Here is a 24,183-nt window from a genome sequence, read left to right on the forward strand (position 1 = left end):
TCACTATAAAAATAGCAGGATTACCCCTCTGCTATTTTTTATTATGTTCTAAACTTTCACAATACCCATATAAATGTTAAAATAGACAGTATATATTCTATTGAAGAAAAGAGGGTATTATGGAACGAATAAAGAATCTCGTGTACACCCATGATCAGGGTGGACAGTTTAGATGGGTAACGGTGAGCACCTTAATGCTCGCGTTAGGTACAATTTTGCACTTGGTGAGTCCTAGTTTTGCAGGTATTACACCAAACTGGATGATTGCAGCGTATTGCGTAGCGATCTTGCTGACAAAGCCAAGCATCTCCCAAACATTGGGCATTGGTTTAGTAGCAGCCTTGATTGAGGTGTTGACATCAAAATCTGGTTTCCCATATGGTAACTTGATTTCAGAACCTGCTGGTGCATTGATGGTAACGCTTATTGCTCGCACTATGGCTACTATGAAAATTAGCAAAATTGGTTCTTTCGAAATTACGCCAATCGTAACCGCTTTTTTAAGTACTGTTGTATCTGGCGGTATTTTTATTACTCTTTTGTGGCAAATTGCAGGCCTGCCTAACAATGTATATCTCTTTGTGATTTGGCCAGCCGTACTCGCTGTAGCTGCTGTTAATGCGGCCATTACACCGATTTTATATATTCCAGCTCAAAAGATGTTTGCTAAACGCGGTATGTTGCCTACCGGTAATGCAGAATCTAGTGATCATAGTCATTTGGTGATTAATCCTGAACGAGAAGCGAAGATTTCCATTGAGCATATGAACTATTACCATCCTAAGGCGACTACGCCTACATTAAAGAACATCAACCTTGATGTACATGATGGGGATTTCTTAGTTATTACTGGTCCTGCCGGTTGTGGTAAAAGCACGCTTTGTATGGCCATGGTTGGGGCGGTGCCTAAATTCTACGGTGGTCGTCTAGAAGGCATGGTCTTTGTAGATGGCAAAGCTACTACTCAAATGGATATTCCAGATTTGGCAAACTATATTGGCGTCGTTCTTGCAGACTACGATACACAACTCGTAACGATGACTGTTCGTGAAGAAGTGGCCTTTGCTATGGAAAACCGCGGTTATGACCGTGCTGTTATTGAGACTCGTTGTGCAGAGGTGTTTAAGCAAGTTGGCATTGAGGGTTTAGAAGAACGTAAGATTACGAGCTTGTCCGGCGGTCAACGTCAACGCTTGGCAATTGCCTCTGTATTAGCTACTAATCCATCTGTTCTCGTTCTTGATGAACCAACTAGCTCTCTCGACCCAGAGGGGACTGCTGAATTGTATCGCCTCGTTGGTGATTTGAACCGCAATCACGGTATCACCGTTGTGGTTATCGACCATGATTTACACGCTGTATTGCCATATGCGAATCGCATGGCCCTTATGGTAGACGGTGAAGTCGTATGCGACAGCGATGTGGCGACTACGTTGGGCTATATGTATGATCATAATATTTATGTGGATGCATTGCCATCTGTGTTTACTACATATATGGAACTTGAAAAAGCAGGGTACCACAGTGATGCTCCTTGGCTTAGCATCGAGTCCGCTATTGAGGGTCTTCATCAAATCGAGATGGCTAAGGCTATTGAACGTTCTCGTTATGATGAGCCGAACCATACAATTGCTGATGGTGAAAGCATAACTCAAGATACTAATAATGTAGGTGAAAGTACAGGAGGTGGCGCACATGCTTAAGGTAGAAAACTTGCGATTTGGCTATGTGCCTACCGTAGATATTTTTAGAGATGTAAACTTTACCATTCATGAAGGCGAGTTTATTGCTGTTGGTGGTAAGAATGGTTGTGGTAAAACTACTATTACACGCTTGTTAGTGGGCCTTGAAAAGGCTGCTGAAGGTCGTATCCGTTATAATGGCAAGGACATTACATCTATGCCAGCGTCTAAACGTGGTCAATTCATTGGCTATGTATTCCAACAGCCAGATCGACAAATGTTTAGACCTACTGTGGCTACAGAGGTGGCGTTTGGTCCTGAATCCTTGGGCCGCACAAAAGCAGAGGTTGAACGCATTGTAGATGAGGCGTTAGAGCGTTGTGGTATCAGTCATTTGCGTGAAGAATATCCACCGACATTGCGCCGTGGTGAAAAGCAGCGCGTTGCCATTGCGTCTGCATTGGCGATGCAATCTAAAATTCTTATCTTAGATGAACCGACTAGTGGTCAAGATGGTAAGGAAACGAAAGAATTACTAGCATTGCTTCGTCAATTAAACAGCGAAGGTTTAACAATTCTTTTGATTACACATGATATGGAAATCATGGCAGCTGAATGTTCTCGTGCTATTATCATGGGCCATCGTACGGTCGCCTTTGATGGTACACCAGAAACTTTATTTTCAAAATCTACCGATGAATTATATGACTTAGGTCTTACAAAACCGCCGAGTGTGGAACTTTCACAAGCGGTACCGGGACTAGGCTATTGCAAATCGATGGATGAATTACGGACGCGCCTTATTGCGCAGTTAGCAGAGTAGGAGGGAACCATGGAACGATTAGTACCATTAACAAAAATTTTGATGTCCCTCGCTGTATCTGTGTGGGCTATCTTGCTACGCGACTGGATGTCATTGATGGCGTTAGTTGTAGTAGAACTAGTAGCACTCTTGTTGACAGGTTTGTTGTGGAAACAATATAAGGCCGTATTTGCATTGACTGTGTTCGCCGTATTCTTAGGCGTAGTTCAATATTTAGGCAGTGGCGATATCGTATCTGCCGCAGTAGCAGGCCTTCGTATGTTAGCGATGACCCTCGTATTTATCGCTTTGTTGGCCACTACAAAATTACAAGATTTAACGGCAGCCCTCGTAACGCAATGCAAAATTCCTTATGAATATGCATTTATGTTTACCGCAGCACTTCGCTTTGTACCGGATTTCATTGGTGAAAGCAAGGCTGTTCAAGAGGCACAATCTTGCCGTGGCCTTTCCCTTGAAGGTAATATCTTTAAACGCATGAAATCCTATGCCTCTGTTATCCAGCCATTGCTTTTAAAATCCTTAGGCCGCTCTGAAACGATGGCATTGTCCTTGGAACTTAGAGGCTTTGGCAGCAAAAAACATAGCTTTGCCGCATCCGTAGGCCTGAAACTATTAGACTATATAGTCATTGTTACGTTAGTTGTAGTTACGCTTATTCTATTTGGAGTACTATAGAGATATAATTGACTATCCTCTATTACTAGTCAGTGTTATATATTTATGATAGACTACAAATAGGTAGTAAAGCGTACAAAATTACCTACAATATAACAAAAAAGGACGAGTTGCAGCTCGTCCTTTTTCTTGCTTATTTTTTGTCTTATTGTTGAGCCAATAGTTATAGGTAGTTACAACTAAGGTTATTTTTATAAACTGTTTTAGAGGAATATATGAGTGAATTAATAATTCGATCAATTGCAAAAGATGATGTGTTTGCTTGTTTATCTATTTACAACTATGAGGTCGAACACGGCGTAGCCACCTTAGACCTCGAACCACGCACATTAGAAGAGTGGCGTGAATGGTATAATGCTCACAGCGATGAGCATCATCCTATCATTGTGGGAACCATTGATGATGTGGTGGTAGGGTATGCATCGCTTTCACCGTATCGATTAAAGGATGCTTTCAAAAGCACTGTAGAATTATCTATTTATATTCACCAAGATTACCGAGGTCAAGGTGTGGCAACGCGGCTGATGGAACATATTTTGGAGATGGCTAAAGCGGATACGATGATTCATAATGTAGTATCTGTTATCACTGCAGGTAATGAGGGAAGCACAAAATTACACAATCGATTCGGCTTTACCTATTGTGGGCTTACCCCTGAAGTTGGTTTTAAACATGGAAAATATCAGGATACCGAAACTTACGCATTATTGGTATAATAATAGATATTAAATCATTCATATATTCGTGGGGTTGCGGATTATATGTTCCACATAGATAGGGGTTAGGTAGTTATGATAAATATGAAAGCAGAACGGCAGTTCATAGGCAATAGTACGTATCGTAGCCGATTGGTAGATGGTCATTTTCATACTGAATTATGTCCACATGGTAGCGGTGATAGAACGGCATTGATGATTGAAAAAGCCATTGAATTGCGTATCGAAAAGGTGTGTTTAACAGAGCATGCTCCGTTACCAAAGGCCTTTGAGGCTGAGTATGGCGGTGATAAGATTGCCTATGATACGGCGTCTCTTAAACTCAATCAAGTGGATTCTTATCTTGAATTGGGTCGTGAATTACAACGTGCCTATGGTACGCATATCGATATTTCATTAGGTTTTGAGGTAGATTATATTCCTGGCTTTGAAAGTGATATCCAAGACTTTCTTGATCGTTATGGTCCATTGACGGATGATAATATACTATCTGTTCACTTTATGGATGGCATAGGTGGAAAATACTACTGTGTTGATTATAATACAGATGAATTTGCAAAGGGTTTTGCCCCTTGGATGTTTAACCAAAGTGAACTGTACTATAAATACTTTAGTATCATTCGCCAAGCGGTACGTGCTGATTTAGGTGCCTATACGCCTAAGCGGATTGGTCATTTTGATTTAATTAAGAAATACCAACACCATTTCGGTTTTGAACACCATTTAGATAAACGAAATGCTCAATTAGTGAGCGATATATTACATATTATGCGCGTTCAAGGTCGTGAGTTAGACTATAATATGAGCGGGTTCTTTAAACCGGACTGCGGTGAAATGTATCCAAGTCGCTTTATCCAAGGCATGGCCGCTATTATTGGGGTTCCCTTTGTGTTGGGCTCTGATGCACATAGTGTGGCGGATGTAGCAAAGGTTTGGGATTAGATATAATACTCCTCTATTGACAATTCTATAGAGGAGTATTATTATAGTTTTATGCTTTAGCGTGATAAAGTGATAAAATCTAAAAGAGTCTATATATTTAAAATAGTAATATTAGGATAGTTAATAGAAAGGATGATTCTCATGGTACAGAAACAGTTGCCTACAGGTTTTCGTGATGATATAGGGGCTGTAGCGGAGCGCAAGGATGATGTCAGTCAATATTTGCTCAGCCTTTGTCGCAATCGTCAATACACAAAAATCTCTACACCTCTCGTAGAATATAAAGATGTGTTCAATGGTTACACATTAGGCTGTGGTCAACATATGTACGAATTCTTTGGCAGTTCTGATGCATCTGTGGTCATCCGTCCTGATCTGACTATGCCTATCGGTCGCTTCCTAGCAACAACGAATATTGAATTGCCTCGTAAGTTCTACTATCTTGGTGATGTGTTGATGAAAAATAAACAGCACCGCGGTGATATCAACCAAGTTACACAAGGTGGTATCGAAATGGTAGGGTACGAAGGTATTGAGGCCGAGCTAGAATGTTTTAATATCATCAAAGAGGTAAACGAGTCCCAGCTAAATAATACATTGTTGTTAGAGATTGGTGATGCTCGTTTTTCTCGCGCCATTACGGATGCACTAGGATTGACTGATGGTGAAAGATCAGATTTGCTCGATGCGTTATTTACAAAATATTTGCCACGATATAATGAATTAATCAGCGAGTTTAAAAATAATGCACTCTATCCATTCCTTACGATTTGGCCTCGTTTATTCGGTACTGTAAATGACATCAAAAATGAGCTCACTCAAGTCATCTTGCCGGCTGGGGCGCAACGTATTTTAGATAGTCTTATGGATTTAGCTGGTCAAATCGAGGCTACAGGACAACAGGTTCGCATTGATGTCTCTACAGAGCCGCTTCAATCCTACTATACAGGCCTTACCTTCAGAGGTTATGTAGATGGCGTATCTCAATATATCGTCAGCGGTGGTCGCTATGATGGCTTACTATCTGGCTTTGATGGAACGCCAATGCCGTCTGTGGGGATGGCTTTCAACATTGATGTCCTTACAGAGGTTCTTGTACAAGGTGAAAGCAATACAAAAGACAATGGTAAATTGCGTATTGCCTTGACGAAGGGTCGTGTGGAAAAGGATTTCATTCCTCTCTTGGAATCGTGTGGTGTAGATTGTGAGCCGCTACGCAACAAAGCTCGTAAGTTGATTATTCCATTAGGTGATAGCATCGAGGTTATTCTTGCGAAAGGTCCTGATGTAACAACCTATTTGAATAATGGTGTTGTTGATTTAGGCATCGTTGGTAGTGATGTACTGGATGAACAAGATAATACATCTTATGAAATGCTAGATTTGAAAACGGGCCAATGTCAATTTATATTGGCCTCCTTAGAGGGCTATGATCCTAAGGAAGGTAGACGTCATCGGATTGGTACTAAATATCCAACTGTTACAAAGCAATATTTTGGTTCTCAAGACGTAGAAATCATCAAAATTGAAGGCTCCGTTGAATTGGCGCCCCTCGTAGGCCTTGCTGATGCCATCGTAGATATTACAGAAACAGGCACAACCCTTCGAGAAAATAATCTTAAAATTTATGATTGGCTCCAACCAATCTCTACGCGGTTAGTGGCGAATCCATTGGCATTAAAACAAAAAAGAAATACCATCTTTGCGTTGATTGACCAATTACAAGCGGCTATCGATAAGAAATAAATGTACTGTATCGATAAGAAATACATATACTATATCGAGAAAGAAATAGAAATATATTCTATCGTGATATGATGAGAAACGTTTACAATAGAAGTATAGACATACATAGTTTGAAATGAGGACATACGATGAAAATTTACAAAGAATCACTTGATGCAATGCTTAGCATTGTCCGTCAATATACACAACAAACAACAGATATGGAAATCGAGCGCCGTGTATACGACATCATTGAAAATGTACGCACCAATGGAGATGCTGCGCTACGTGAGTATTCTGAACAATTCGATGGTGTAAAGCTAGATGATTTCAAGGTGGATCAATCCATTATTGATGAGGCATGGGATAATTTGCCAGAAGATTTAAAACACGCTTTATTGGTAGCAAAGAAAAATATTACCGAATTTCACAGCCGTGAAATAGAACAAGGCTTTGTAGATATGGATACACCGGGCATTACACGTGGTCAAAAGGTAACGCCATTGGCACGTGTGGGCCTCTATGTTCCGGGCGGTACAGCAGCATATCCATCTACGATTATGATGACTGCGTTGCCGGCAAAAATCGCAGGAGTTAAGGAAATCATCATGGTTACACCACCGCAAAAGGATGGTATTAACCCTGCTGTATTAGGTGCTGCAAAATTAGCTGGCGTTGATGCGGTATACCAAGTAGGTGGTGCTCAAGGTGTAGCAGCTCTTGCATATGGTACGGAACAAATTCCAAAGGTAGATAAAATTGTAGGTCCTGGCAATATTTATGTGGCCACTGCCAAGCGCCAAGTATTTGGTCAAGTTGATATCGACATGATTGCAGGTCCTAGTGAAATCGGTGTCATCGCGGATGATAGTGCCAACCCTGTTCACTTAGCCGCGGATTTATTGTCCCAAGCAGAACATGATCCACGAGCTCGCGCTATTATGGTTACCAATAGTGAAAAACTAGCACAACTCGTATCTGATGAGGTGGAACGTCAACTTTCACAATTACCTCGTGAAAGTATTGCTCGTCCAGCTATCGAAAACAATAGCTATATTGCTGTTATGGATAGCGTAGAAGATATGTTTACTGTGATGAACGAAGTAGCGCCAGAACATTTGGAAATTCAATTACCGGACCCTATGGAATACATGAGCATGGTCGAAAATGCCGGTTCCGTATTTCTTGGCAGATATGCATCTGAACCATTGGGCGACTATGTAGGTGGCACAAATCACGTATTACCTACGAGCGGTACTGCAAAATTCTCGTCCCCACTTGGTGTGTACGATTTCGTAAAACGCATTTCCTTTACTCAATTTAGCCGTGAACGCTTACAAGAGGTGGCGAAGGATATTACTACCTTGGCTCGTACAGAAGGCCTTGAAGCCCATGCTCGTGCTATCGAGGTGCGTTTCGAAGATTAGTTGTGTGAATGGAGCAAACCTTTATGGGAGCTCTTAGGTAATAAAGAGGATAGTATGATGAGAACAAATCGGTCTGCTACGGTAACTCGTAAGACGGGCGAAACAGATATTACAATTACACTTACGTTAGATGGCAATCAAGAGATTCAGGTTGATACAGGCATCGGTTTCCTTGACCATATGCTCCATTTGTTGGCAAAGCATGGCCGTTTTGGTCTTGCTGTAAAAGCCGTAGGCGATACGTACGTGGATGCGCATCATACGGTAGAGGATATTGCATTGACCTTAGGGCAAGCATTGACACAGGCCCTTGGTGACAAGGCGGGTATCGAGCGTTATGGAGACGCGTGGGTGCCTATGGATGAAGCGTTGACACAGGTTGTTATCGACCTTAGTGGCCGTCCATACCTTGTGTTTAATGGCGAGTTTACGACTCCTGTATTGGGTGGTAATTTTGAAACAGAATTGGTAGAGGATTTCTTCCAAGCCTTGGCTGTGAGTGGTGCCATGAACTTACATGTGCGCAACGAATATGGTCGCAATACGCATCATATTATTGAAAGCATGTTTAAGGCTACGGGCCGTGCATTGCGTAAGGCGGTTACCATTAATCCAGATATTCAAGGTGTTAACTCTACAAAGGGCATGATTTAATAGGGGTCTTGTAGATTGTGAAAACAAAGCCTTATGATTGTTGCAAGGTTCGTAAATAAAGGAGATTCTATGATTTTTCCAGCTATAGATTTACAAGATGGTCGCAGCGTTCGCCTTTACAAAGGTGACTTTGCGAAGGAAACCATCATCAATCCAAATCCAGTAGACCAAGCATCACAATACGAATCTGCTGGCGTTGGCGCTTTGCACCTCGTCGACTTAGATGGGGCAAAGGCGGGAAAACCAGTCAATGTAGATATCGTCAAAAATGTACGTGCTGCATTTACAGGAATTCTAGAAATAGGTGGCGGTATTCGCGACAAAGCGGCCGTAGATTTATATTTAGAAATGGGCGTAAACCGTGTAATCCTCGGTTCCGTAGCCCTTAAAAATCCAGAGCTGACAAAAGAGGTTGTTGCTGAATATGGTGCAGAACGCATTGTTATCGGAGTAGATGGCAAAGATGGTAAGGTTGCTGCAGAAGGTTGGCTCGACCAATCTGATGTGCCTATGACCGACCTTATCGGTGCAATGGTGGCCGCAGGAGCGAAGTATTTTATCGTTACCGATGTGGATCGAGATGGTACCATGCAAGGGGCTAATGAAGCATTGCTTGGTTCTTTGCAAGACCAATTTCCAACCGCTCGTATCGTTGCCTCAGGCGGTGTCCGTAATTTGGAAGATATTAAAAACCTTGAAAAATGCGGTGTTGTAGACAGCATCGTAGGCAAAGCATTATACGAAGGTACTATTACATTAGAGGAAATTGCTGCATTTAATAAGGAGAATCCATCATGTTAGCAAAACGGATTATTCCTTGTTTGGATGTAGATAATGGGCGCGTTAAAAAGGGTGTCAACTTTGTAAACCTCGTCGATGTAGGTAGTCCTGTAGATATTTCTGCTACCTATGAGGAACAAGGGGCGGATGAGCTCGTATTCCTAGATATTACGGCAACCGTAGACAGGCGCACGACGATGCGTGATGTGGTGACAGATATTTCAAAACACGTATTCATGCCTCTCACCGTAGGTGGTGGTATTAAAACCGTAGATGATATGAGCGCATTGCTGAAAGCAGGTGCCGATAAGGTGTCTCTTAATTCAGCCGCTTTAGCACGACCAGAACTCATAAGTGAAGGTGCTCAAAAGTTTGGTAATCAATGCATGGTTGTTGCTATTGATGTAAAGACGGATCCTGAGACAGGTAAATGGTATGTGTATACCCATGGTGGTCGCAATCGTAGTGATTGGGAAGCCCTAGCGTGGGCTAAAGAAGCGGTGAGCCGTGGCGCTGGTGAGCTATTGGTTACTAGCATGGATAAGGATGGCACTAAATCCGGCTTTGATATCAAATTATACAAAGCCTTAGAAGAGGTTGTAGATGTACCGATTATCGCCTCTGGTGGTGCTGGTACAGTGGAGGATTTTATCGATGTATTCACCAAAACCGGTGTTACTGGTGCTCTAGCAGCGTCTATATTCCATTTTGGTGAAATCAGTATTCCCGACTTGAAATCACAACTTAAAGCAGCCGGTATTGCTGTTAGATAGATTAGGAGATTGTAGTATACATGAAACCAGATTTTAATAAGGGTGGTGGCTTGCTGCCAACCGTTGTGCAAGATAGTATAACTAAAGAAGTACTTATGGTGGCGTGGATGAACGAAGAGAGCTTTCACAAAACGCTAGAAACCAAGGAAACTTGGTTCTGGTCCCGTTCTCGTCAGGAGTTATGGCACAAGGGTGGTACTAGCGGCAATGTACAGCATGTTGTGGATATGAAGCTCGACTGTGATGGAGATACATTGCTTGTACTCGTTAAGGCAGAAGGTCCAGCGTGTCATACGGGGGCTGTGAGCTGCTTTTTCAATGATGTAGAAGCCTAGGAATATAAAAGAAGCGATATATTTGTTATATGATGTGAAGTGGCGCAAAGGCGTTAGCTTTCACAAAGGAGAATAGATATGGCCCATGAACAAACATTAGAGGAATTATACGCCATCATTAAAGGGCGTAAAGAAACGCCGAAAGAAGGATCCTATACGAATTATTTATTCGATAAAGGGCTCGACAAAATCTTGAAAAAGGTGGGCGAAGAAGCGACAGAGGTTGTCATCGCTGCGAAAAATGAAGACACTCAAGAGCTAGTGTACGAAACGGCGGATGTATTGTATCATTTGCTCGTATTATTGGTGGAAAAGGGCGTTCCTTATGAAGCGATTTTAGAAGAGTTGGCAAGCCGCGAGGGCGTGGTGAGTAAAACAGCGGAGCGCAAAGCGATTACAGATTTGTAAGGAGTATAGTATGAAGAAGATTATTGGCCAATTAAAGCCCTATGTGCCTGAGGAGCCTGCAGAGTCTGTAAAGGCACGCCTCGGCGTAGATCGTCTTGTGCGATTGTCTGCCAATGAGAATCCTTATGGTACATCGCCAAAGGTGCGTGAGGCAGTGCTTGATTATGTAGTTAACAATGATGCTAACTTATATCCAGATGGTAATGCATCAGCTTTGCGGGCTAAATTGGCAAACTATTGGAATGTAGAGGAAAATCAACTGGTTATCGGCGTCGGCCTTGATGAAGTGATTTCCATGGTAAATAAAACATTTATCAATGCCGGTGATTCTATCGTTATCAGTGTGCCCGCTTTTTCTGAGTACGGCCTTAATGGTCTTGTGGAAGGTGCTGTGATTCGCGAAGTGCCTTGTATCGAAGCAACCGGTCAGTATGATTTCGGTGCTATGCGTAAGGCCGTAGATGATACAACACGCCTCGTATGGATTTGTAACCCTAATAATCCAACAGGTACCTATGAATCTGTTGAAGATATTCGTAAATTCATAGGTACATTGCCAGATAATGTGTTAGTTATCATCGACGAAGCATACATAGATTTTGTAACCTCTGTTGAGGTGCCTACCGCACGAGTGTTACTTGATGAATTTCCTAATGTATGTATCATGCGCACCTTCTCTAAGGCTTATGGTCTTGCGAACTACCGCGTAGGCTATATGATGAGTAGCGCTGAATTAGCGAATTATATTCAAACGATTCGCTTGCCGTATAATTTGAATACCTTGTCTCAGGTGGCTGCAGAGGCGGCGTTTGAGGACCAAGAATTCTTGCGTGCTACGGTTAGAAAAAATGCGGTAGAACGCGATTTATGGGAACAGACCTTAGATGAGGTAAAAGCGACTTACTATAAGAGTGGTGCTAACTTTATCTTTATGTCCGTACCTAATGCAGAGGCCCTCGCTGATGAGTGGCTTGCTAAGGGCTATCAAGTGCGACGTGGACAACGAGAAAATTGGCTTCGTGTAACATTGCCACCTGCAGACGATGGTGTTATTATGCGCTCTATTTTGAAAGACTATATGGCACGCCAATAATATAAATCGATTATATAGCGATGTATATTATGATTTTTATAGGCGTAAAAGAAAGGATATCACTATGATCGCCATAATTGATTATGATGCTGGTAATACATTTAATGTACAAAAAGCATTACAACATATCGGACTTGATGCGGTGTTGACTGCTGACCGTGACACCATATTAGCGGCTGATGGTGTGATTCTACCTGGTGTGGGCGCCTATGCATCGGCTGTTTCCGTCCTTCGTGAACGAGGTCTTATCGAGGTCATTCACGAGGTGGTAGACCGCAATATACCTTTATTAGGTATTTGTCTTGGTATGCAGCTCTTATTTGATGAATCTGAGGAATACGGTCCTACACCTGGCTTGGGAATTATTCCGGGCACTGTGAAAGCCATTCCCAGTGATTTAGGCCTGCGCGTTCCTCATATGGGATGGAATCAAAATACATTATGTCGTAAAGACAGCGTTTTTTCTGATGTGGCTGATAAATATACATACTTTGTGCACTCTTATTATGTGGATACCGAATCTCAATATATTACAACAACAGCCGATTATGGCATTCAAGTGCCCGGTATTGTAGAGAAGGGGAATGTGTACGGCATGCAGTTTCATCCTGAAAAAAGCGGTAATGTAGGGCTTGATTTGTTGCGTACGTTTGGAAATATCATATTAAAAAAATAAAATAGTCTTCGATATATGCTTTTAACGAATAATGAGTATCTAGAATGAGAAAGTGTAAATTGACATATCCTTGTTTAGTTATACAATAAGATTGTAAGTACTCATCAATTTATAAGCTACAGTGGCATTGGAGACCTAGTTTTATTAGAAATATTTATTCGGCACCTCCGATGTCACGAACATTGGAGGTGTCTTTATGGTTATGAATGGTATTTACTTTGTTATAGCCTCCGCGTGTATTCTGATTTTAGCATACCGCTTTTATGGGGTTTTCATAGCTGCGAAGGTATTGACGTTGGACCAGTATCGTCCTACGCCGGCTATGATACACAATGATGGTCATGATTATGTGCCAACAAACAAATGGGTTACCTTTGGTCATCACTTTGCTGCTATTGCTGGCGCAGGACCGTTGGTAGGTCCAGTTATCGCTGCACAGTTTGGTTATTTACCTGGCGCATTATGGATTCTAATTGGTTCCGTAGTAGCAGGTGCTGTGCACGATATGGTTATTCTATTTGCATCAGTTCGGTATGATGGTAAATCCATCGCGGATATTGCGCGTGAAGAAATCAGTAAACTCGCTGGCTTTGGTGCTATGCTTGCTACCTTGTTCCTATTGGTTATCACCCTCGCTGGTATGGCCGTAGTAGTAGCCAACGCATTGCATAACTCTCCTTGGGGGTTCTTCTCCGTATTCGCTACCATTCCAATTGCTATTTTTATCGGTATTTATTTGAAATGGTTGCGCCCTGGTAAAATCCAAGAGGCTACAATCATCGGTGTAGCATTAATCTTTGCCGCTATTATTTATGGTCCAAACGTAGCAGCTAGTGAATATGCACACTGGTTCACCTATGATTTGCAAACCATTGAAATTATGCTTGCTGTGTATGGTTTCTTTGCTGCAGCATTACCAGTATGGTTATTGCTTGCTCCTCGTGATTATTTGTCTACATACCTTAAAATCGGTACAATCGGCGCCTTGGCGCTTGGCATTATCGTTGTAATGCCTGAAATCCAAATGCCAGCTGTTACTCCATATATCTGGGGTGGCGGTCCTGTATTGAAAGGTTCTGTATTCCCTTACATCTTCATTACGATTGCATGTGGTGCTTTATCTGGTTTCCATACAGTAATTGCTACAGGTACAACACCTAAAATGCTTACTAATGAAAGAGAAATCTTGCCTATCGGTTATGGTGCGATGTTAACAGAAGGCTTCATCGCTATGATGGCGTTGATCGCAGCGACTGCATTGCATCCAGATGATTACTTTGCTATTAACTCCACAGTTGAATCCTTCAAGGCATTAGGACTTCAAGTTCATGAATTGCCAGCATTGTCTGCAATGGTTGGTGAAGACTTGATGCACCGTCCTGGTGGCGCTGTATCCCTTGCAGTAGGTATGGCTCATATCTTCTCCAGATTGCCTAACATGGATCACTTGATGGGTTACTGGTATCACTTCTGTATTATGTTCGAAGCATTGTTCATCATGACTTTGATCGATGCTGGTACTCGCGTAGGTCGTTACTTACTTCAAGAATTATTAGGTCATTTCCATCCTAAATTCAACGACCAACATTGGGTTCCTGGTGTATATGGTTGTGCAGCTTTGATTTGTATCTTGTGGGGCTACTTAGTTCTACAAGGTAACATCGGTATTATCTGGCCTCTATTCGGCGTATCTAACCAATTATTAGGTACCATGACATTGGCCGTAAGTACTACCGTTATCATGCGACTTGGCCGCAAACGCTATGCGTGGGTTACAGGTGTTCCATGTATCCTAATGGCTATCGTTGCTATCGCTGCAGACTATGAAAATGTATTCTTCAGCTACATTCCTGCTGGTAAATGGATTCTAGTAGCATTTAGTGCTGCTATGTTCCTCATGATTCTTATCGTATTAATCGAAGCTGTACGCAGCTGGATTCGCTTGTCTGATGTTCCTCAAGATTATCGAACACAAGCCGAAATTGAGGCTGAAAGCCTTGTAAAATACGGCAAAGGCGTAAAAGCATAAATCTGATTTGCTATACTAAACGAAAGCGCACTCACATTAGTGGGTGCGTTTTCTATTTGTAAATCTATAGTATGATTGGTTTTGTAAAATTTAATGCTATAATAAACGTATGACTAGACGAATTCGCTCGTATTGGAGCAAATATATACAACTATATAAGCGAGGTATATTAGGCATCATTGCGTTTATTGGCATTACAGTAATCATTATATCTATATTAGCCACTGTTGCTAGTCGCGGTATGGGGGTCATTTTTAATGAGGTAATAGCACGTCAGACGATGATGAAAGGGACCATTACTGTTGCTAGTTTAACTGCAACCCCATGGGGGACTATATCCTTTGAAGATTTACAGTGGAACGATGAAGAGGGGCATCAGTTGATGTCTGTTCCATCAGGTAAGATACGCGTTAATATGTGGGATGTGATTACCCGTAATTTTAAAGCATCTGCTATTCGCGGTATAGAATTAAATGATGCGGTTATTGTAGTAGATTTGGATGATGATAATCGAGTTGATTTTGTGCCAGCATCCCCTGATGTTAATAAGCCTTTAACTGAGGTAGCGCAATGGCCTAAAGCACCTAAGAAAACGACGTTAGAACGTCAAGAGGAACTTGGCAAAAAGGTGCGTAACTTTAACTGGAACGGTCAACATATCGATGCGATTGTTAAGCTTTCAAACTGCCAATTGGAAATATTCCAAAAGAATCGACATTATGTGATGAACGATGTTAATGCGCGGTTTGATATTGACACAAAGCGTGCCATTCGCGTAGACATGAAAACAGGCAAATTCGGTGGTACTGCCATTGGCGATGGTCTTACCTTAGAAGGGCGTATTGATTTAAAGGACGTGCTAAAGCATCGTATGCCTACGCTAAATATGAATCTAAACATATATGGCGTAGATCCTGCATCACTTGGTTTTGGTGATAGTATTCACGATAAGATGACCTTGCTTACACGAGTAAATGGTGATTTTAACAGACCATTTGCCTCTGGTCGGGTTACGATGCCGATTCTTAAAATTCCAGCGTTAACCTTTGAAAATGTAGTAGGCGATGTGATGTACCAAGATGGCATCTTGAAATTTCAAGATGTGTACGCCAATGTATTTGGAGGCAAACTAAAAGCAGAAGGTATATATAATCTAGATACTCGTGCCTATGAGTTGACGGGTGTAGCCACAGATGTAGATAGTAGTATCGCCTTGAAAACACCGGACTTTGCCGTTCCAGTCTCGGCCAATCTTAATTTTTCTAGCAAGGGTCAGCCAAAGGATATGGTCGTATGGGGCGATTTTACATCTGGTGCAGGCCGGTATATTTTAATCCCTATACAGTCGATTACAGGACGCTTTCACAATCAAGGACGACATTTATCCTTTGCAGATGTAAAGGTACATACGTCGATATCTACAATTTCTACGAATGCATTACATATCGATAATGGGGAGTTAACACTGGGGCCATTAAATATTACATCCAATGGGGGAAGTAATTTTGCCATTTACGATGAGGATACCTTCGATGAACTAGGTAATACAATGAATCGCATCAAAAATGATACAACTCAAGTCGGTCAAAATATGAAACGTGTTACAGACAATACGAAATCGATACATCAAGTAGAGTTAAGACCGCCGAGTGATACAAAAGACGTCTTGAATGATGCAAAGGAATCGATTAATGGCATATCAGACAGTTTAAAAGTCATTAAGATACGATGAAGTTTAAAATTTTTCATACGCTATTTATCTCTTAATAATACAATTCGAATTGTTATCAGAATTTTTGATAACAAAGAAAATTTCACCTGTGGAACCTGTAACAACTACGGTGACACCAGCGCCTGCTGCTAAAACTACAGTAACAGCAGAACCTACTAAAACAGCTGGTTCTGTAACAACAGTTAACACAACAAATACAAATTCTACGGACAAAACAGCACAAGACATTCTTAGCTCTTTGCTTTCCTTGCTACAAAACTTGTTCAACGTCTTCTTTAAATAAAATATGATTAACGGAACGGCGACTATTAATATGAAACCGCCGTTTTACATATGCTAAAGCCCTTCGGTTGCGTCCGAAGGGCTTTGTTAGTTGTAGTATTATTTTGTGTTTTTGTCAGTTGTTTGTGTACGTTTAACCTTGATTAAAGGTTCGTCCTTTGTAGTGGCTTTTGTGTTGGATTCTACTTTTGTAGTCGCCTTGTCAGATGGTGGCAAGAATGTATTAATTCCGTTTGTATGCACTACATCTGTATTTGTTGTAGATTGAAGTTGCATGCGTTGTGGAGCAATAAAGATTTCATCCTTCGTGATTTTTACATCATTTAATAATAATTTGAAGACATTAGGGCTAACGAATAATTGACCATCTATCATGCGTGGTGTAGGTAGCATAGATTCGGATGTATCAAGGTTGATAATTTGCAACTTGCCTTTTCTCACGATTTGCGCTTGATCTGGCTGGATAGCTAGTGTGGCAATGCTCATATCTACCAATGCCGTTTTTGTTGGTGTGTCCCACGCTACCTTATAGCCTAATGCTTCCGATACTTGTCGTAATGCTACGAGCGGTTGGCCGTTTACATAGGTTACGTTTTGATGATCCTTCACCGGTTCTAATACCTTGCCATCCACGTTAATATGATGTTGTGTCGTTACGGATGCAGGTTTCTCTAGATTTTGAGCTGGTGCTGGGGATTCCATGCCGATTGCTGCATGTGCTGGTTGTGCCATGCCTACTGTGAAAGCTAATGCACCTAGAGCGATGCTAGATAAAATAAGCTGTTTTAATTTCATAAGGGACCTCCATAAGGTGTTATATTGTTCTGAATGTAGTAATGTTACCAAGTGTATATGAATATTTTATTATAAACTTTAATTTTGTGCAATTAAAATAGAGCGTGCGGTATGTGATATAATTAAGTATTAATTATATTATTTAGTATGATTGTATATAGAAAGAGGTTTCTCATGGCAAGTGGCAGATCCCAAGAAGAGTTACAAGGGGTAACGATGTTAGGTCACAAGACCGATTACCCTACTGATTATGCACCACAGGTGTTAGAGGCGTTTGATAACAAACACCCAGACAATGATTATTTTGTAAAATTTAACTGCCCTGAGTTCACAAGCTTGTGCCCTATGACAGGTCAACCAGATTTTGCAACGATCTATATTTCTTATGTGCCAGATAAGAAAATGGTTGAGTCCAAATCTTTGAAATTATATCTATTTAGTTTCCGCAATCATGGGGACTTTCACGAGGACTGCATTAATATCATCATGAAGGATTTGATTAAGTTGATGAATCCTAAGTACATCGAAGTGTGGGGCAAGTTTACACCGCGTGGTGGTTTATCTATTGATCCATATGCAAACTACGGCAAGCCTGGTACAGACTGGGAAAAGACAGCGAAAGAGCGCCTTCATTTCCACGATATGCAGCCTGAACGCGTAGCGTACCGTTAAGATGAATTACGAATTTATAGCGGCCATCTCGACATTCATATTTTGTTTTGTATTTGGCCTGTTGTTGTCATTACATCCAGCAGCGCTTGTCGTTGGTAGTCATAGTTCACTACATACATACAGCCGATGGACACGGTGGAGCGCTTACATAGCGTTGATACTATTAGTATTGCGTATCGACATGGCTGTTACAGACTGTATGGTGCCATCTAGTTGGCTATTTAGTGAATGGTTTCAACTTGTCACTATTGGTATATTTGCTCTTGTCCTATTACAAACATTAGGATTGGTAGATATTACACATGGGGAACGTTATATTCAGTTCTATTTTTTGCAAATGAAGCAAGGGCATAGTTCAAACTCTTGGATAGAACGATATTTACGTAAGTATCATGGTCAAGTGGCAGGGGCTTTGGTAAATTATGGTTATATTCTATGGATGACATGGCGTTCTATGTGGCCTGCCATCTTGATGCTATTGTGGTATAAATTATGGGCCGTTGAGGTAAATGGCTTGCTTTCACCAATTATATCTAGAAAAGAGCATATGCCAGACGTGGTTTCTTATTTGATATTAGATCCACATATTGTAACGTATACCTTGGCTGGTTTTTTATGGGGATATATTGTATTGCATGAACGAAAGAACATCATCTTATATGGCAATAGTAGGGCTTTCCAGTTTGTGCTCTCTAGGCTTATAGTTATCGTGGGTAGTCTTTTATGGATAGGAATCGCCGTAGCTATTATGACGGTGCCTATTACGTGGGATTCGGTGATTAACACGCTTAGTAAGATACGATAAACTCAGTTATTTCCTGTAAACTGCGGACTTTAAAGGTGTTCAAAATTCTTGACAGATATATTCCTAGGTGTTACAGTAGGAATATATCTATAGAGTGTACAAATGATTATACCCGGTGTATAGTTTGGTGATAGATGAAACCGTGACTTACGCCCTTGGGAGCATCCAAGGGCGTTTTCTTTTTAATGCCTAAGAGAGATAGGCTAGGTAAGTAGATATGGAGTAGTTATAATGCAAGGTTTGCGTGAATTATGGGGGAAAATTCAATATAATATTCAACGTGTAATGGATTCTGACCCAGCCGCATCAAATGTATGGATGGTTTTATGGACCTATCCTCATATTACAGCTTTGTTTTGGCATTTCTTTGCACATCGTCTCTATAAAGCGGGATGGCCTACATTGGCACGCCGTATAGCACTTCATTCTCGTCATGTAACAGGCATTGAAATTCATCCGGGAGCTACCATTGGTCGAGGCTTATTTATTGACCATGGTATGGGTGTTGTTATAGGTGAAACGGCTATTGTAGGGGATAATGTAACATTATTTCATCAAGTAACTTTAGGCGGTATGTCCTCTAAAAAGGTGAAACGCCATCCAACTATAGAAGATGAAGTGCTTATCGGTACAGGTACGAAAATTTTAGGGGATATTACGATTGGGGCACGCACCAAAATTGGATGTAATCTTGTTATTAAACACGATATTCCTAAAGATATGGTCATCTTTGAAACGGATCCTGAAAATATGTATGTGCGCAAACCTCGGAGAAGTGCGAACAATGGGGCGTCTACTGATAGTCCTTATCCAGAAAACTACATAGAGTACTATATATAAATAGACTGGCTTAGACCTCTTGCTGTTAGATGCATATCTGATGGTAAGAGGTTTTTTGTTTCATAAAAGTATTATTGAAATAATCGATAAAGTTATTGACAATAAAAATCATTATTGATATTATAATTATGTAATCAATATTGATTACAAATTACAAAAATAAATAACAAACATAAAAGCCGACTAGATTTATCCTGATGTTAGGATAAATAGTAATTGAGAATTAAATGAAAAAGGAGTAATTATTATGAAAAACGTACAACAAGTAAATCAATATTTAGCAGATCTTTCCGTATGGAATGTAAAATTACACAATCTTCATTTCAACGTAACTGGTCCACAATTCAAATCTATCCATGAATACCTGGAATCCATTTATGATGAAGCGTTTGAATACTTTGATGCCGTAGCTGAACATGTAAAAATGCAAGGTGAATTCCCATTGGTAAACTCTGCTGAATATGCTAAATTGGCAAAAATTGGTGAGTTAGGCCAAGAAGATATTCCTCAACATAAAGTTATTGAAATTTTACTTCACGACTTCAAATATATGAAGGATCAAGCTGCTGCTATTCGTAAGTCCGCTGGTGAAGAAGATAACTTCTTGCTTTCCAACATGATGGAAGACCACATTGCATATTATGTAAAACAAATTTGGTTCATCGAATCTATGTTGAAATAATTCAATTGACAATGCCTTATTGGGTATGATATGATTACCCAGTAAAGCATGGAGGATTACTCAAGAGGCTGAAGAGGACGGTTTGCTAAATCGTTAGGGCGGGTTACCGTCGCTAGGGTTCGAATCCCTAATCCTCCGCCATGCTGAGCCCTCACATCGTCTGATGTGAGGGCTTTTTTTATAGTAAGAAAAGGGATAGAGTTGACGTATTCATATCTGATTGATTATAATAGATTGTATAAAATTTAATTTAAGGAGACTCTTATGAATACAATATATACACATCGCTTAACAATGATTCGCCGTGCTTTAAGTATAGGCGCATTATGTTTTGTGGCAACTTTAGGTACAGTTCATGCTAATAGTGTGGAAATCCCTAGTGCACGACCTGTAGTAGATGGTATTAGCTTTGATACAGATGATGTTAAAGTTTCTTCATCTTCACATCGTGTAAGTCAAGATGTGATAACTCCAAATGATTGGACGTATACAGCGCTGCAAACACTTATAAAACATGGGGCTATTACAGATACACATGGCTTTGTTTTTGATGGCAGTACTAGTTATACAAAAGATGAGTTGATGCCTCTTATTGATGAAGTGGTAGAAAAGCGGGAGCAAATGAACGAAAATGACCGTCAATTTGCATTGCGCATCTATCAGGAGAATATGCGTGAGGTAATGGATTACCGCATTGCACGGGATAAGAAAATTACAGAAGAACGACGCCAAAAATTAGAGGAAAAAAGAGCTAGAAAATCTGGCAAGACAAAAGTATCAGCGGCCCAACAAGAGGCTCTTGATAAAGCTAATGATGAGGTTGCAAAACCTGAAGAGCGCGCGTTAACAGATGAGCAAATCAAAGAAAAAATGAAGAAATTTAAGATTGATGACTCCCGCGTTAAAGTAAAGAATGATGTGCGTATTCGCTATACTGGATCAAAGGATAATAAGTCTAAATCAGATGCTCGTATGCAAACGGAGATAACATTTAAGTTATAAGTCTATAACTCTAGAGTTTGTTTAAGCCATTGCTACTGGTAGATGTTACCAGTAGCAATGGCTTTTTTGTATCTACTTATAAAAGCCCTGATATAGTATATTCTTAGGAATAAAATATGATACAATAAAAGATAGAATTTAATTTGCTAGTATAGCAGTTTATATATGTATTTTAGGAGGCTTTCATGGCAACAGAAAAAGAAACTCATATTTTAAATGCCCCATTACAATCTGATTATAACGAGGTTGTTCGCGATATTGGTGAGGAGTTATTGGCTCGTCTTAATATTGAACCAGATGGCACGATTATCGACATGTTCCAAACAGGTTCTCTCGATCCTTGGCAATTATTTGTGTTCTTCTCTGCGTTGGAACATGCATTAATGGAGTTTAGAACGGATAAACGCAAGAAAACAGTTATCGTTCATGCACAACCAGAGGCTCTCATTGGCACTGGCGCAGTTGTAACACCCGTATCTACCATGTTAGAGCATATTTTGATGGCTCGTGTCAGCGATATGAGTGAAGGCCGTTTGGAAACAGGATTGCTTACTGTTTCTGGTGAAAGCATCGATTACGAAGGGGTTAACCTCAAAGGTCGCCACGTGGTTATCGTGTGTGATGTTCATGATAATGAATCTCCATACTTAGCAGAATGTATTAACTTATGTAAAGAAATGAAGGCTACACATGTTGTGGCAGTTCCTCTTATGTTGTGGAATCCTGATTTAATCGATAACCTAACAGAGGAAACTCTTAAGGCGGAATTGTCCCATGAAAATCGTCCTCTCTCCTAGTAAGACAAAAACGATTTCCTCTGATGTAACGGTCAAGGTTCCATTAGCGGCTGAATTTCAACCAAAAATTACGAAAAAGATTCTAACACATGTGCAGTCTCTTGATGTGGTAGCTCTTGGCAAGGCTCTCAAGCTCAAGGCTGATAAGGCACAGGACCTCTATGACTTCTATCTAGACTTTGAGGCGCAGCCAGTGGGTCATGCTTGTGAAAGCTACGATGGCATTGCCTTTAAATATTTAGACTGGGCAGGGCTATCTAATGAGGCTAGGGCGTTTGGTGAACATCATCTCGCTATCATGTCTGCGTTATATGGCGTTGTAGAGCCTACGATGGGCATCAGAGACTATCGATTAGATATGGTCGATAAGGTAGGGATTAATTTATATGAAACTTGGCGTGAAGCGGTAGATGCATACTTTCACAAGGAAGATTGGATCCTAAACCTAGCATCTAAAGAATACGCCAAAATGGTAAACCATCCTAAGGTGGTAACCGTTGAATTTTGGGAATTACGAGGCGATACATTTAAACAGATGAGTACGTCCTCCAAAATGAGTCGTGGTATGATGGCACACGCATGTTTGACGAACCACGTGAAGCATGTGCGAGATTTACCACGCGAAATTAATGGATTTATCTGCGTTACTGATATTGAATCCATTACGATACCAAGCGAATCGATGACGGTTCGTTACGAAAGGAAGTGATTGTTTGCAAGTGCAAGACATTCTTGCAAAAGACCTCGTCGGCGATGAATGGCTGACCGAGGAGGAACTACGATTTCTCATGTCTGTAACTGATGAAGACGAGTTGCAGTTAATCTATAAAAAAGCTTACGAAGTGAAGGCGAAATATGTAAAGCCTGTAGCTTATTATCGGGGCCTCATCGAGTTCTCGAACCGATGCATTAAGAATTGTAATTACTGCGGTATCCGTCGTGAAAATGACAAGACGGAACGCTTTGATATGAATCGTGAAGATATCATCAAGATGGCACAGTGGGCGTATGACCATGAATATGGTTCTATTACACTACAATCTGGTGAACGCAGTGATGATATATTTGTCGATTATGTGGTAGATCTCATTCGCGATATTAAGGCCATCGGCGATGGTTCTCTTGGCATTACGATGTGCGTAGGGGAACAAAGCGAAGAGGCGTACCGCCGCATGCGTGAAGCCGGTGCGAGCCGTTATTTATTGCGCATTGAAACAACAAATAAAGAACTATACTACAAGATTCATCCTCAAGATGAACTGCACTCCTTTGAAACGCGCGTAGAATGCTTACGTCGTTTGCGCCGCGTAGGCTTCCAAGTAGGTACGGGCGTTATGATCGGCTTGCCTGGTCAAACGGAGGAAGATTTAGTGAATGATATCTTGTTCTATCGCGACATGGATATCGACATGATCGGTATGGGTCCTTATGTAGTGCATCACGACACGCCACTAGGCCAAGAGGCTTTAGCTATGGGCATCGATGACAAAGAAGGCAAGCTCCGCCGCGTTCAACTAGGCCTTAAGATGATTGCGTTGACTCGTTTATTCTTGAAAGACGTAAACATTGCGGCTACCACAGCGTTGCAAGCACTGGATAAACTGGGCCGTGAAAAAGGTTTAGCCGCTGGGGCGAACATTTTGATGCCTATCATTACGATTCCAGAACACCGTGCAAAATATTTGCTATACGATAATAAACCTTGCGTGGACGACAATGCAGAACAATGTAAAGACTGCTTGACGCGTCGCGTTATGTCCATCGGTGACACCGTAGGTTGGAAACAAAATGGGGATTCTAAACATTACGGTAAACGGACAGGATCCTTTTAGTTG

The 24,183-nt window shown here is 41.0% G+C and carries 26 protein-coding genes and 1 tRNA gene; 25 read left to right on the top strand and 2 right to left on the bottom strand.

Going from position 1 to position 24,183, the window contains the following annotated elements:
* The first annotated feature begins 119 nt into the window (after window positions 1-119).
* The 16 genes from VTHSUH11_RS08920 to VTHSUH11_RS08995 all read left to right on the top strand — a co-directional run bounded on the left by VTHSUH11_RS08920 (window position 120) and on the right by VTHSUH11_RS08995 (window position 16,473).
* Window positions 120-1,703 carry a tryptophan transporter gene (locus VTHSUH11_RS08920; RefSeq protein ID WP_105093418.1) on the top strand — a complete coding sequence of 528 codons (1,584 nt, stop codon included), beginning with the start codon at window positions 120-122 and terminating at the stop codon, window positions 1,701-1,703.
* Window positions 1,696-2,505 (top strand): energy-coupling factor ABC transporter ATP-binding protein, encoded by an 810-nt coding sequence (locus VTHSUH11_RS08925; protein WP_105093419.1) that lies wholly within the window; start codon window positions 1,696-1,698, stop codon window positions 2,503-2,505. The genes VTHSUH11_RS08920 and VTHSUH11_RS08925 overlap by 8 nt, the downstream gene beginning before the upstream one ends.
* 9 nt (window positions 2,506-2,514) lie before the next feature.
* On the top strand, window positions 2,515-3,183 hold the full coding sequence (locus VTHSUH11_RS08930) for an energy-coupling factor transporter transmembrane component T (protein WP_105093420.1): 669 nt from the start codon (window positions 2,515-2,517) through the stop codon (window positions 3,181-3,183).
* 215 nt (window positions 3,184-3,398) lie between these two features.
* On the top strand, window positions 3,399-3,899 hold the full coding sequence (locus VTHSUH11_RS08935; RefSeq protein WP_105093421.1) for a GNAT family N-acetyltransferase: 501 nt from the start codon (window positions 3,399-3,401) through the stop codon (window positions 3,897-3,899).
* A gap of 75 nt (window positions 3,900-3,974) precedes the next feature.
* On the top strand, window positions 3,975-4,841 hold the full coding sequence (gene hisJ / locus VTHSUH11_RS08940) for a histidinol-phosphatase HisJ (protein WP_105093422.1): 867 nt from the start codon (window positions 3,975-3,977) through the stop codon (window positions 4,839-4,841).
* A 141-nt stretch (window positions 4,842-4,982) separates the two neighbouring features.
* Window positions 4,983-6,587 carry an ATP phosphoribosyltransferase gene (gene hisG, locus VTHSUH11_RS08945; RefSeq protein ID WP_105093423.1) on the top strand — a complete coding sequence of 535 codons (1,605 nt, stop codon included), beginning with the start codon at window positions 4,983-4,985 and terminating at the stop codon, window positions 6,585-6,587.
* A 128-nt stretch (window positions 6,588-6,715) separates the two neighbouring features.
* Window positions 6,716-7,993 carry a histidinol dehydrogenase gene (gene hisD, locus VTHSUH11_RS08950; RefSeq protein WP_105093424.1) on the top strand — a complete coding sequence of 426 codons (1,278 nt, stop codon included), beginning with the start codon at window positions 6,716-6,718 and terminating at the stop codon, window positions 7,991-7,993.
* Window positions 7,994-8,047: 54 nt separating this feature from the next.
* Complete coding sequence (gene hisB / locus VTHSUH11_RS08955) at window positions 8,048-8,647, top strand: imidazoleglycerol-phosphate dehydratase HisB (RefSeq protein WP_059361344.1); 600 nt, start codon at window positions 8,048-8,050, stop codon at window positions 8,645-8,647.
* A gap of 69 nt (window positions 8,648-8,716) precedes the next feature.
* The gene (hisA, locus tag VTHSUH11_RS08960) at window positions 8,717-9,448 is read left to right on the top strand and encodes a 1-(5-phosphoribosyl)-5-[(5-phosphoribosylamino)methylideneamino]imidazole-4-carboxamide isomerase (protein WP_105093425.1); all 732 of its coding nucleotides are present in this window, start codon (window positions 8,717-8,719) and stop codon (window positions 9,446-9,448) included.
* Window positions 9,442-10,200 (top strand): imidazole glycerol phosphate synthase subunit HisF, encoded by a 759-nt coding sequence (gene hisF / locus VTHSUH11_RS08965; protein ID WP_105093426.1) that lies wholly within the window; start codon window positions 9,442-9,444, stop codon window positions 10,198-10,200. The genes hisA and hisF overlap by 7 nt, the downstream gene beginning before the upstream one ends.
* Window positions 10,201-10,220: 20 nt before the next feature.
* On the top strand, window positions 10,221-10,535 hold the full coding sequence (gene hisI / locus VTHSUH11_RS08970) for a phosphoribosyl-AMP cyclohydrolase (RefSeq protein WP_059361350.1): 315 nt from the start codon (window positions 10,221-10,223) through the stop codon (window positions 10,533-10,535).
* Window positions 10,536-10,613: 78 nt separating this feature from the next.
* Window positions 10,614-10,943 carry a phosphoribosyl-ATP diphosphatase gene (gene hisE / locus VTHSUH11_RS08975; RefSeq protein WP_059361352.1) on the top strand — a complete coding sequence of 110 codons (330 nt, stop codon included), beginning with the start codon at window positions 10,614-10,616 and terminating at the stop codon, window positions 10,941-10,943.
* A gap of 10 nt (window positions 10,944-10,953) precedes the next feature.
* Entirely contained in the window at window positions 10,954-12,036 is a 1,083-nt protein-coding gene (gene hisC / locus VTHSUH11_RS08980; RefSeq protein ID WP_105093427.1) for a histidinol-phosphate transaminase, read from the top strand.
* 64 nt (window positions 12,037-12,100) lie between these two features.
* Complete coding sequence (gene hisH, locus VTHSUH11_RS08985) at window positions 12,101-12,712, top strand: imidazole glycerol phosphate synthase subunit HisH (protein WP_105093428.1); 612 nt, start codon at window positions 12,101-12,103, stop codon at window positions 12,710-12,712.
* A gap of 196 nt (window positions 12,713-12,908) precedes the next feature.
* Window positions 12,909-14,741, top strand: coding sequence for a carbon starvation CstA family protein (locus VTHSUH11_RS08990; RefSeq protein WP_105093429.1), 1,833 nt, complete (start codon window positions 12,909-12,911; stop codon window positions 14,739-14,741).
* Between the two features lie 109 nt (window positions 14,742-14,850).
* Window positions 14,851-16,473, top strand: a complete 1,623-nt coding sequence (locus tag VTHSUH11_RS08995) for a translocation/assembly module TamB domain-containing protein (protein WP_105093430.1) — start codon at window positions 14,851-14,853, stop codon at window positions 16,471-16,473.
* 24 nt (window positions 16,474-16,497) lie between these two features.
* Here VTHSUH11_RS08995 and VTHSUH11_RS09580 read toward each other — a convergent pair whose 3' ends face one another.
* Together VTHSUH11_RS09580 and VTHSUH11_RS09005 are read right to left on the bottom strand one after the other, a co-directional pair.
* The gene (locus VTHSUH11_RS09580; protein WP_181143925.1) at window positions 16,498-16,701 is read right to left on the bottom strand and encodes a hypothetical protein; all 204 of its coding nucleotides are present in this window, start codon (window positions 16,699-16,701) and stop codon (window positions 16,498-16,500) included.
* A 153-nt stretch (window positions 16,702-16,854) separates the two neighbouring features.
* On the bottom strand, window positions 16,855-17,550 hold the full coding sequence (locus tag VTHSUH11_RS09005) for a stalk domain-containing protein (protein ID WP_105093431.1): 696 nt from the start codon (window positions 17,548-17,550) through the stop codon (window positions 16,855-16,857).
* A gap of 174 nt (window positions 17,551-17,724) precedes the next feature.
* Here VTHSUH11_RS09005 and queF point away from each other — a divergent pair, with 174 nt between their 5' ends.
* From queF to hydE, 9 genes are all read left to right on the top strand, one after another.
* A complete protein-coding gene (gene queF, locus VTHSUH11_RS09010; RefSeq protein WP_105093432.1) occupies window positions 17,725-18,222 on the top strand; it encodes a preQ(1) synthase in 498 nt (165 codons plus the stop codon).
* Window position 18,223: 1 nt separating this feature from the next.
* The gene (locus VTHSUH11_RS09015; protein ID WP_105093433.1) at window positions 18,224-19,027 is read left to right on the top strand and encodes a hypothetical protein; all 804 of its coding nucleotides are present in this window, start codon (window positions 18,224-18,226) and stop codon (window positions 19,025-19,027) included.
* A 228-nt stretch (window positions 19,028-19,255) separates the two neighbouring features.
* Entirely contained in the window at window positions 19,256-19,867 is a 612-nt protein-coding gene (gene epsC / locus VTHSUH11_RS09020; RefSeq protein WP_059361374.1) for a serine O-acetyltransferase EpsC, read from the top strand.
* 247 nt (window positions 19,868-20,114) lie between these two features.
* Complete coding sequence (locus VTHSUH11_RS09025; RefSeq protein ID WP_105093434.1) at window positions 20,115-20,549, top strand: Dps family protein; 435 nt, start codon at window positions 20,115-20,117, stop codon at window positions 20,547-20,549.
* Window positions 20,550-20,599: 50 nt separating this feature from the next.
* Window positions 20,600-20,690: transfer RNA gene (locus VTHSUH11_RS09030), tRNA-Ser, on the top strand.
* Window positions 20,691-20,813: 123 nt separating this feature from the next.
* On the top strand, window positions 20,814-21,551 hold the full coding sequence (locus tag VTHSUH11_RS09035) for a hypothetical protein (RefSeq protein ID WP_105093435.1): 738 nt from the start codon (window positions 20,814-20,816) through the stop codon (window positions 21,549-21,551).
* A gap of 185 nt (window positions 21,552-21,736) precedes the next feature.
* Window positions 21,737-22,348: a hypothetical protein gene (locus VTHSUH11_RS09040; protein WP_105093436.1), complete on the top strand. Its 612-nt coding sequence runs from the start codon at window positions 21,737-21,739 to the stop codon at window positions 22,346-22,348.
* On the top strand, window positions 22,326-23,057 hold the full coding sequence (locus VTHSUH11_RS09045) for a YaaA family protein (RefSeq protein ID WP_105093437.1): 732 nt from the start codon (window positions 22,326-22,328) through the stop codon (window positions 23,055-23,057). The genes VTHSUH11_RS09040 and VTHSUH11_RS09045 overlap by 23 nt, the downstream gene beginning before the upstream one ends.
* A 4-nt stretch (window positions 23,058-23,061) precedes the next feature.
* Complete coding sequence (hydE, locus tag VTHSUH11_RS09050) at window positions 23,062-24,180, top strand: [FeFe] hydrogenase H-cluster radical SAM maturase HydE (RefSeq protein ID WP_105093438.1); 1,119 nt, start codon at window positions 23,062-23,064, stop codon at window positions 24,178-24,180.
* The last annotated feature ends 3 nt before the right edge of the window (window positions 24,181-24,183 follow it).

The organism is Veillonella tobetsuensis (assembly GCF_002959935.1).
GTDB lineage: Bacteria > Bacillota > Negativicutes > Veillonellales > Veillonellaceae > Veillonella > Veillonella tobetsuensis.

Bases quoted from the DNA above. Each gene is read 5' to 3' on its own strand.
- VTHSUH11_RS08920 (WP_105093418.1), top strand. From the start codon at position 120: ATGGAACGAATAAAGAATCTCGTGTACACCCATGATCAGGGTGGACAG.
- VTHSUH11_RS08925 (WP_105093419.1), top strand. From the start codon at position 1,696: ATGCTTAAGGTAGAAAACTTGCGATTTGGCTATGTGCCTACCGTAGAT.
- VTHSUH11_RS08930 (WP_105093420.1), top strand. From the start codon at position 2,515: ATGGAACGATTAGTACCATTAACAAAAATTTTGATGTCCCTCGCTGTA.
- VTHSUH11_RS08935 (WP_105093421.1), top strand. From the start codon at position 3,399: ATGAGTGAATTAATAATTCGATCAATTGCAAAAGATGATGTGTTTGCT.
- hisJ (WP_105093422.1), top strand. From the start codon at position 3,975: ATGATAAATATGAAAGCAGAACGGCAGTTCATAGGCAATAGTACGTAT.
- hisG (WP_105093423.1), top strand. From the start codon at position 4,983: ATGGTACAGAAACAGTTGCCTACAGGTTTTCGTGATGATATAGGGGCT.
- hisD (WP_105093424.1), top strand. From the start codon at position 6,716: ATGAAAATTTACAAAGAATCACTTGATGCAATGCTTAGCATTGTCCGT.
- hisB (WP_059361344.1), top strand. From the start codon at position 8,048: ATGATGAGAACAAATCGGTCTGCTACGGTAACTCGTAAGACGGGCGAA.
- hisA (WP_105093425.1), top strand. From the start codon at position 8,717: ATGATTTTTCCAGCTATAGATTTACAAGATGGTCGCAGCGTTCGCCTT.
- hisF (WP_105093426.1), top strand. From the start codon at position 9,442: ATGTTAGCAAAACGGATTATTCCTTGTTTGGATGTAGATAATGGGCGC.
- hisI (WP_059361350.1), top strand. From the start codon at position 10,221: ATGAAACCAGATTTTAATAAGGGTGGTGGCTTGCTGCCAACCGTTGTG.
- hisE (WP_059361352.1), top strand. From the start codon at position 10,614: ATGGCCCATGAACAAACATTAGAGGAATTATACGCCATCATTAAAGGG.
- hisC (WP_105093427.1), top strand. From the start codon at position 10,954: ATGAAGAAGATTATTGGCCAATTAAAGCCCTATGTGCCTGAGGAGCCT.
- hisH (WP_105093428.1), top strand. From the start codon at position 12,101: ATGATCGCCATAATTGATTATGATGCTGGTAATACATTTAATGTACAA.
- VTHSUH11_RS08990 (WP_105093429.1), top strand. From the start codon at position 12,909: ATGGTTATGAATGGTATTTACTTTGTTATAGCCTCCGCGTGTATTCTG.
- VTHSUH11_RS08995 (WP_105093430.1), top strand. From the start codon at position 14,851: ATGACTAGACGAATTCGCTCGTATTGGAGCAAATATATACAACTATAT.
- VTHSUH11_RS09580 (WP_181143925.1), bottom strand. From the start codon at position 16,701: ATGTCTTGTGCTGTTTTGTCCGTAGAATTTGTATTTGTTGTGTTAACT.
- VTHSUH11_RS09005 (WP_105093431.1), bottom strand. From the start codon at position 17,550: ATGAAATTAAAACAGCTTATTTTATCTAGCATCGCTCTAGGTGCATTA.
- queF (WP_105093432.1), top strand. From the start codon at position 17,725: ATGGCAAGTGGCAGATCCCAAGAAGAGTTACAAGGGGTAACGATGTTA.
- VTHSUH11_RS09015 (WP_105093433.1), top strand. From the start codon at position 18,224: ATGAATTACGAATTTATAGCGGCCATCTCGACATTCATATTTTGTTTT.
- VTHSUH11_RS09025 (WP_105093434.1), top strand. From the start codon at position 20,115: ATGAAAAACGTACAACAAGTAAATCAATATTTAGCAGATCTTTCCGTA.
- VTHSUH11_RS09035 (WP_105093435.1), top strand. From the start codon at position 20,814: ATGAATACAATATATACACATCGCTTAACAATGATTCGCCGTGCTTTA.
- VTHSUH11_RS09040 (WP_105093436.1), top strand. From the start codon at position 21,737: ATGGCAACAGAAAAAGAAACTCATATTTTAAATGCCCCATTACAATCT.
- VTHSUH11_RS09045 (WP_105093437.1), top strand. From the start codon at position 22,326: ATGAAAATCGTCCTCTCTCCTAGTAAGACAAAAACGATTTCCTCTGAT.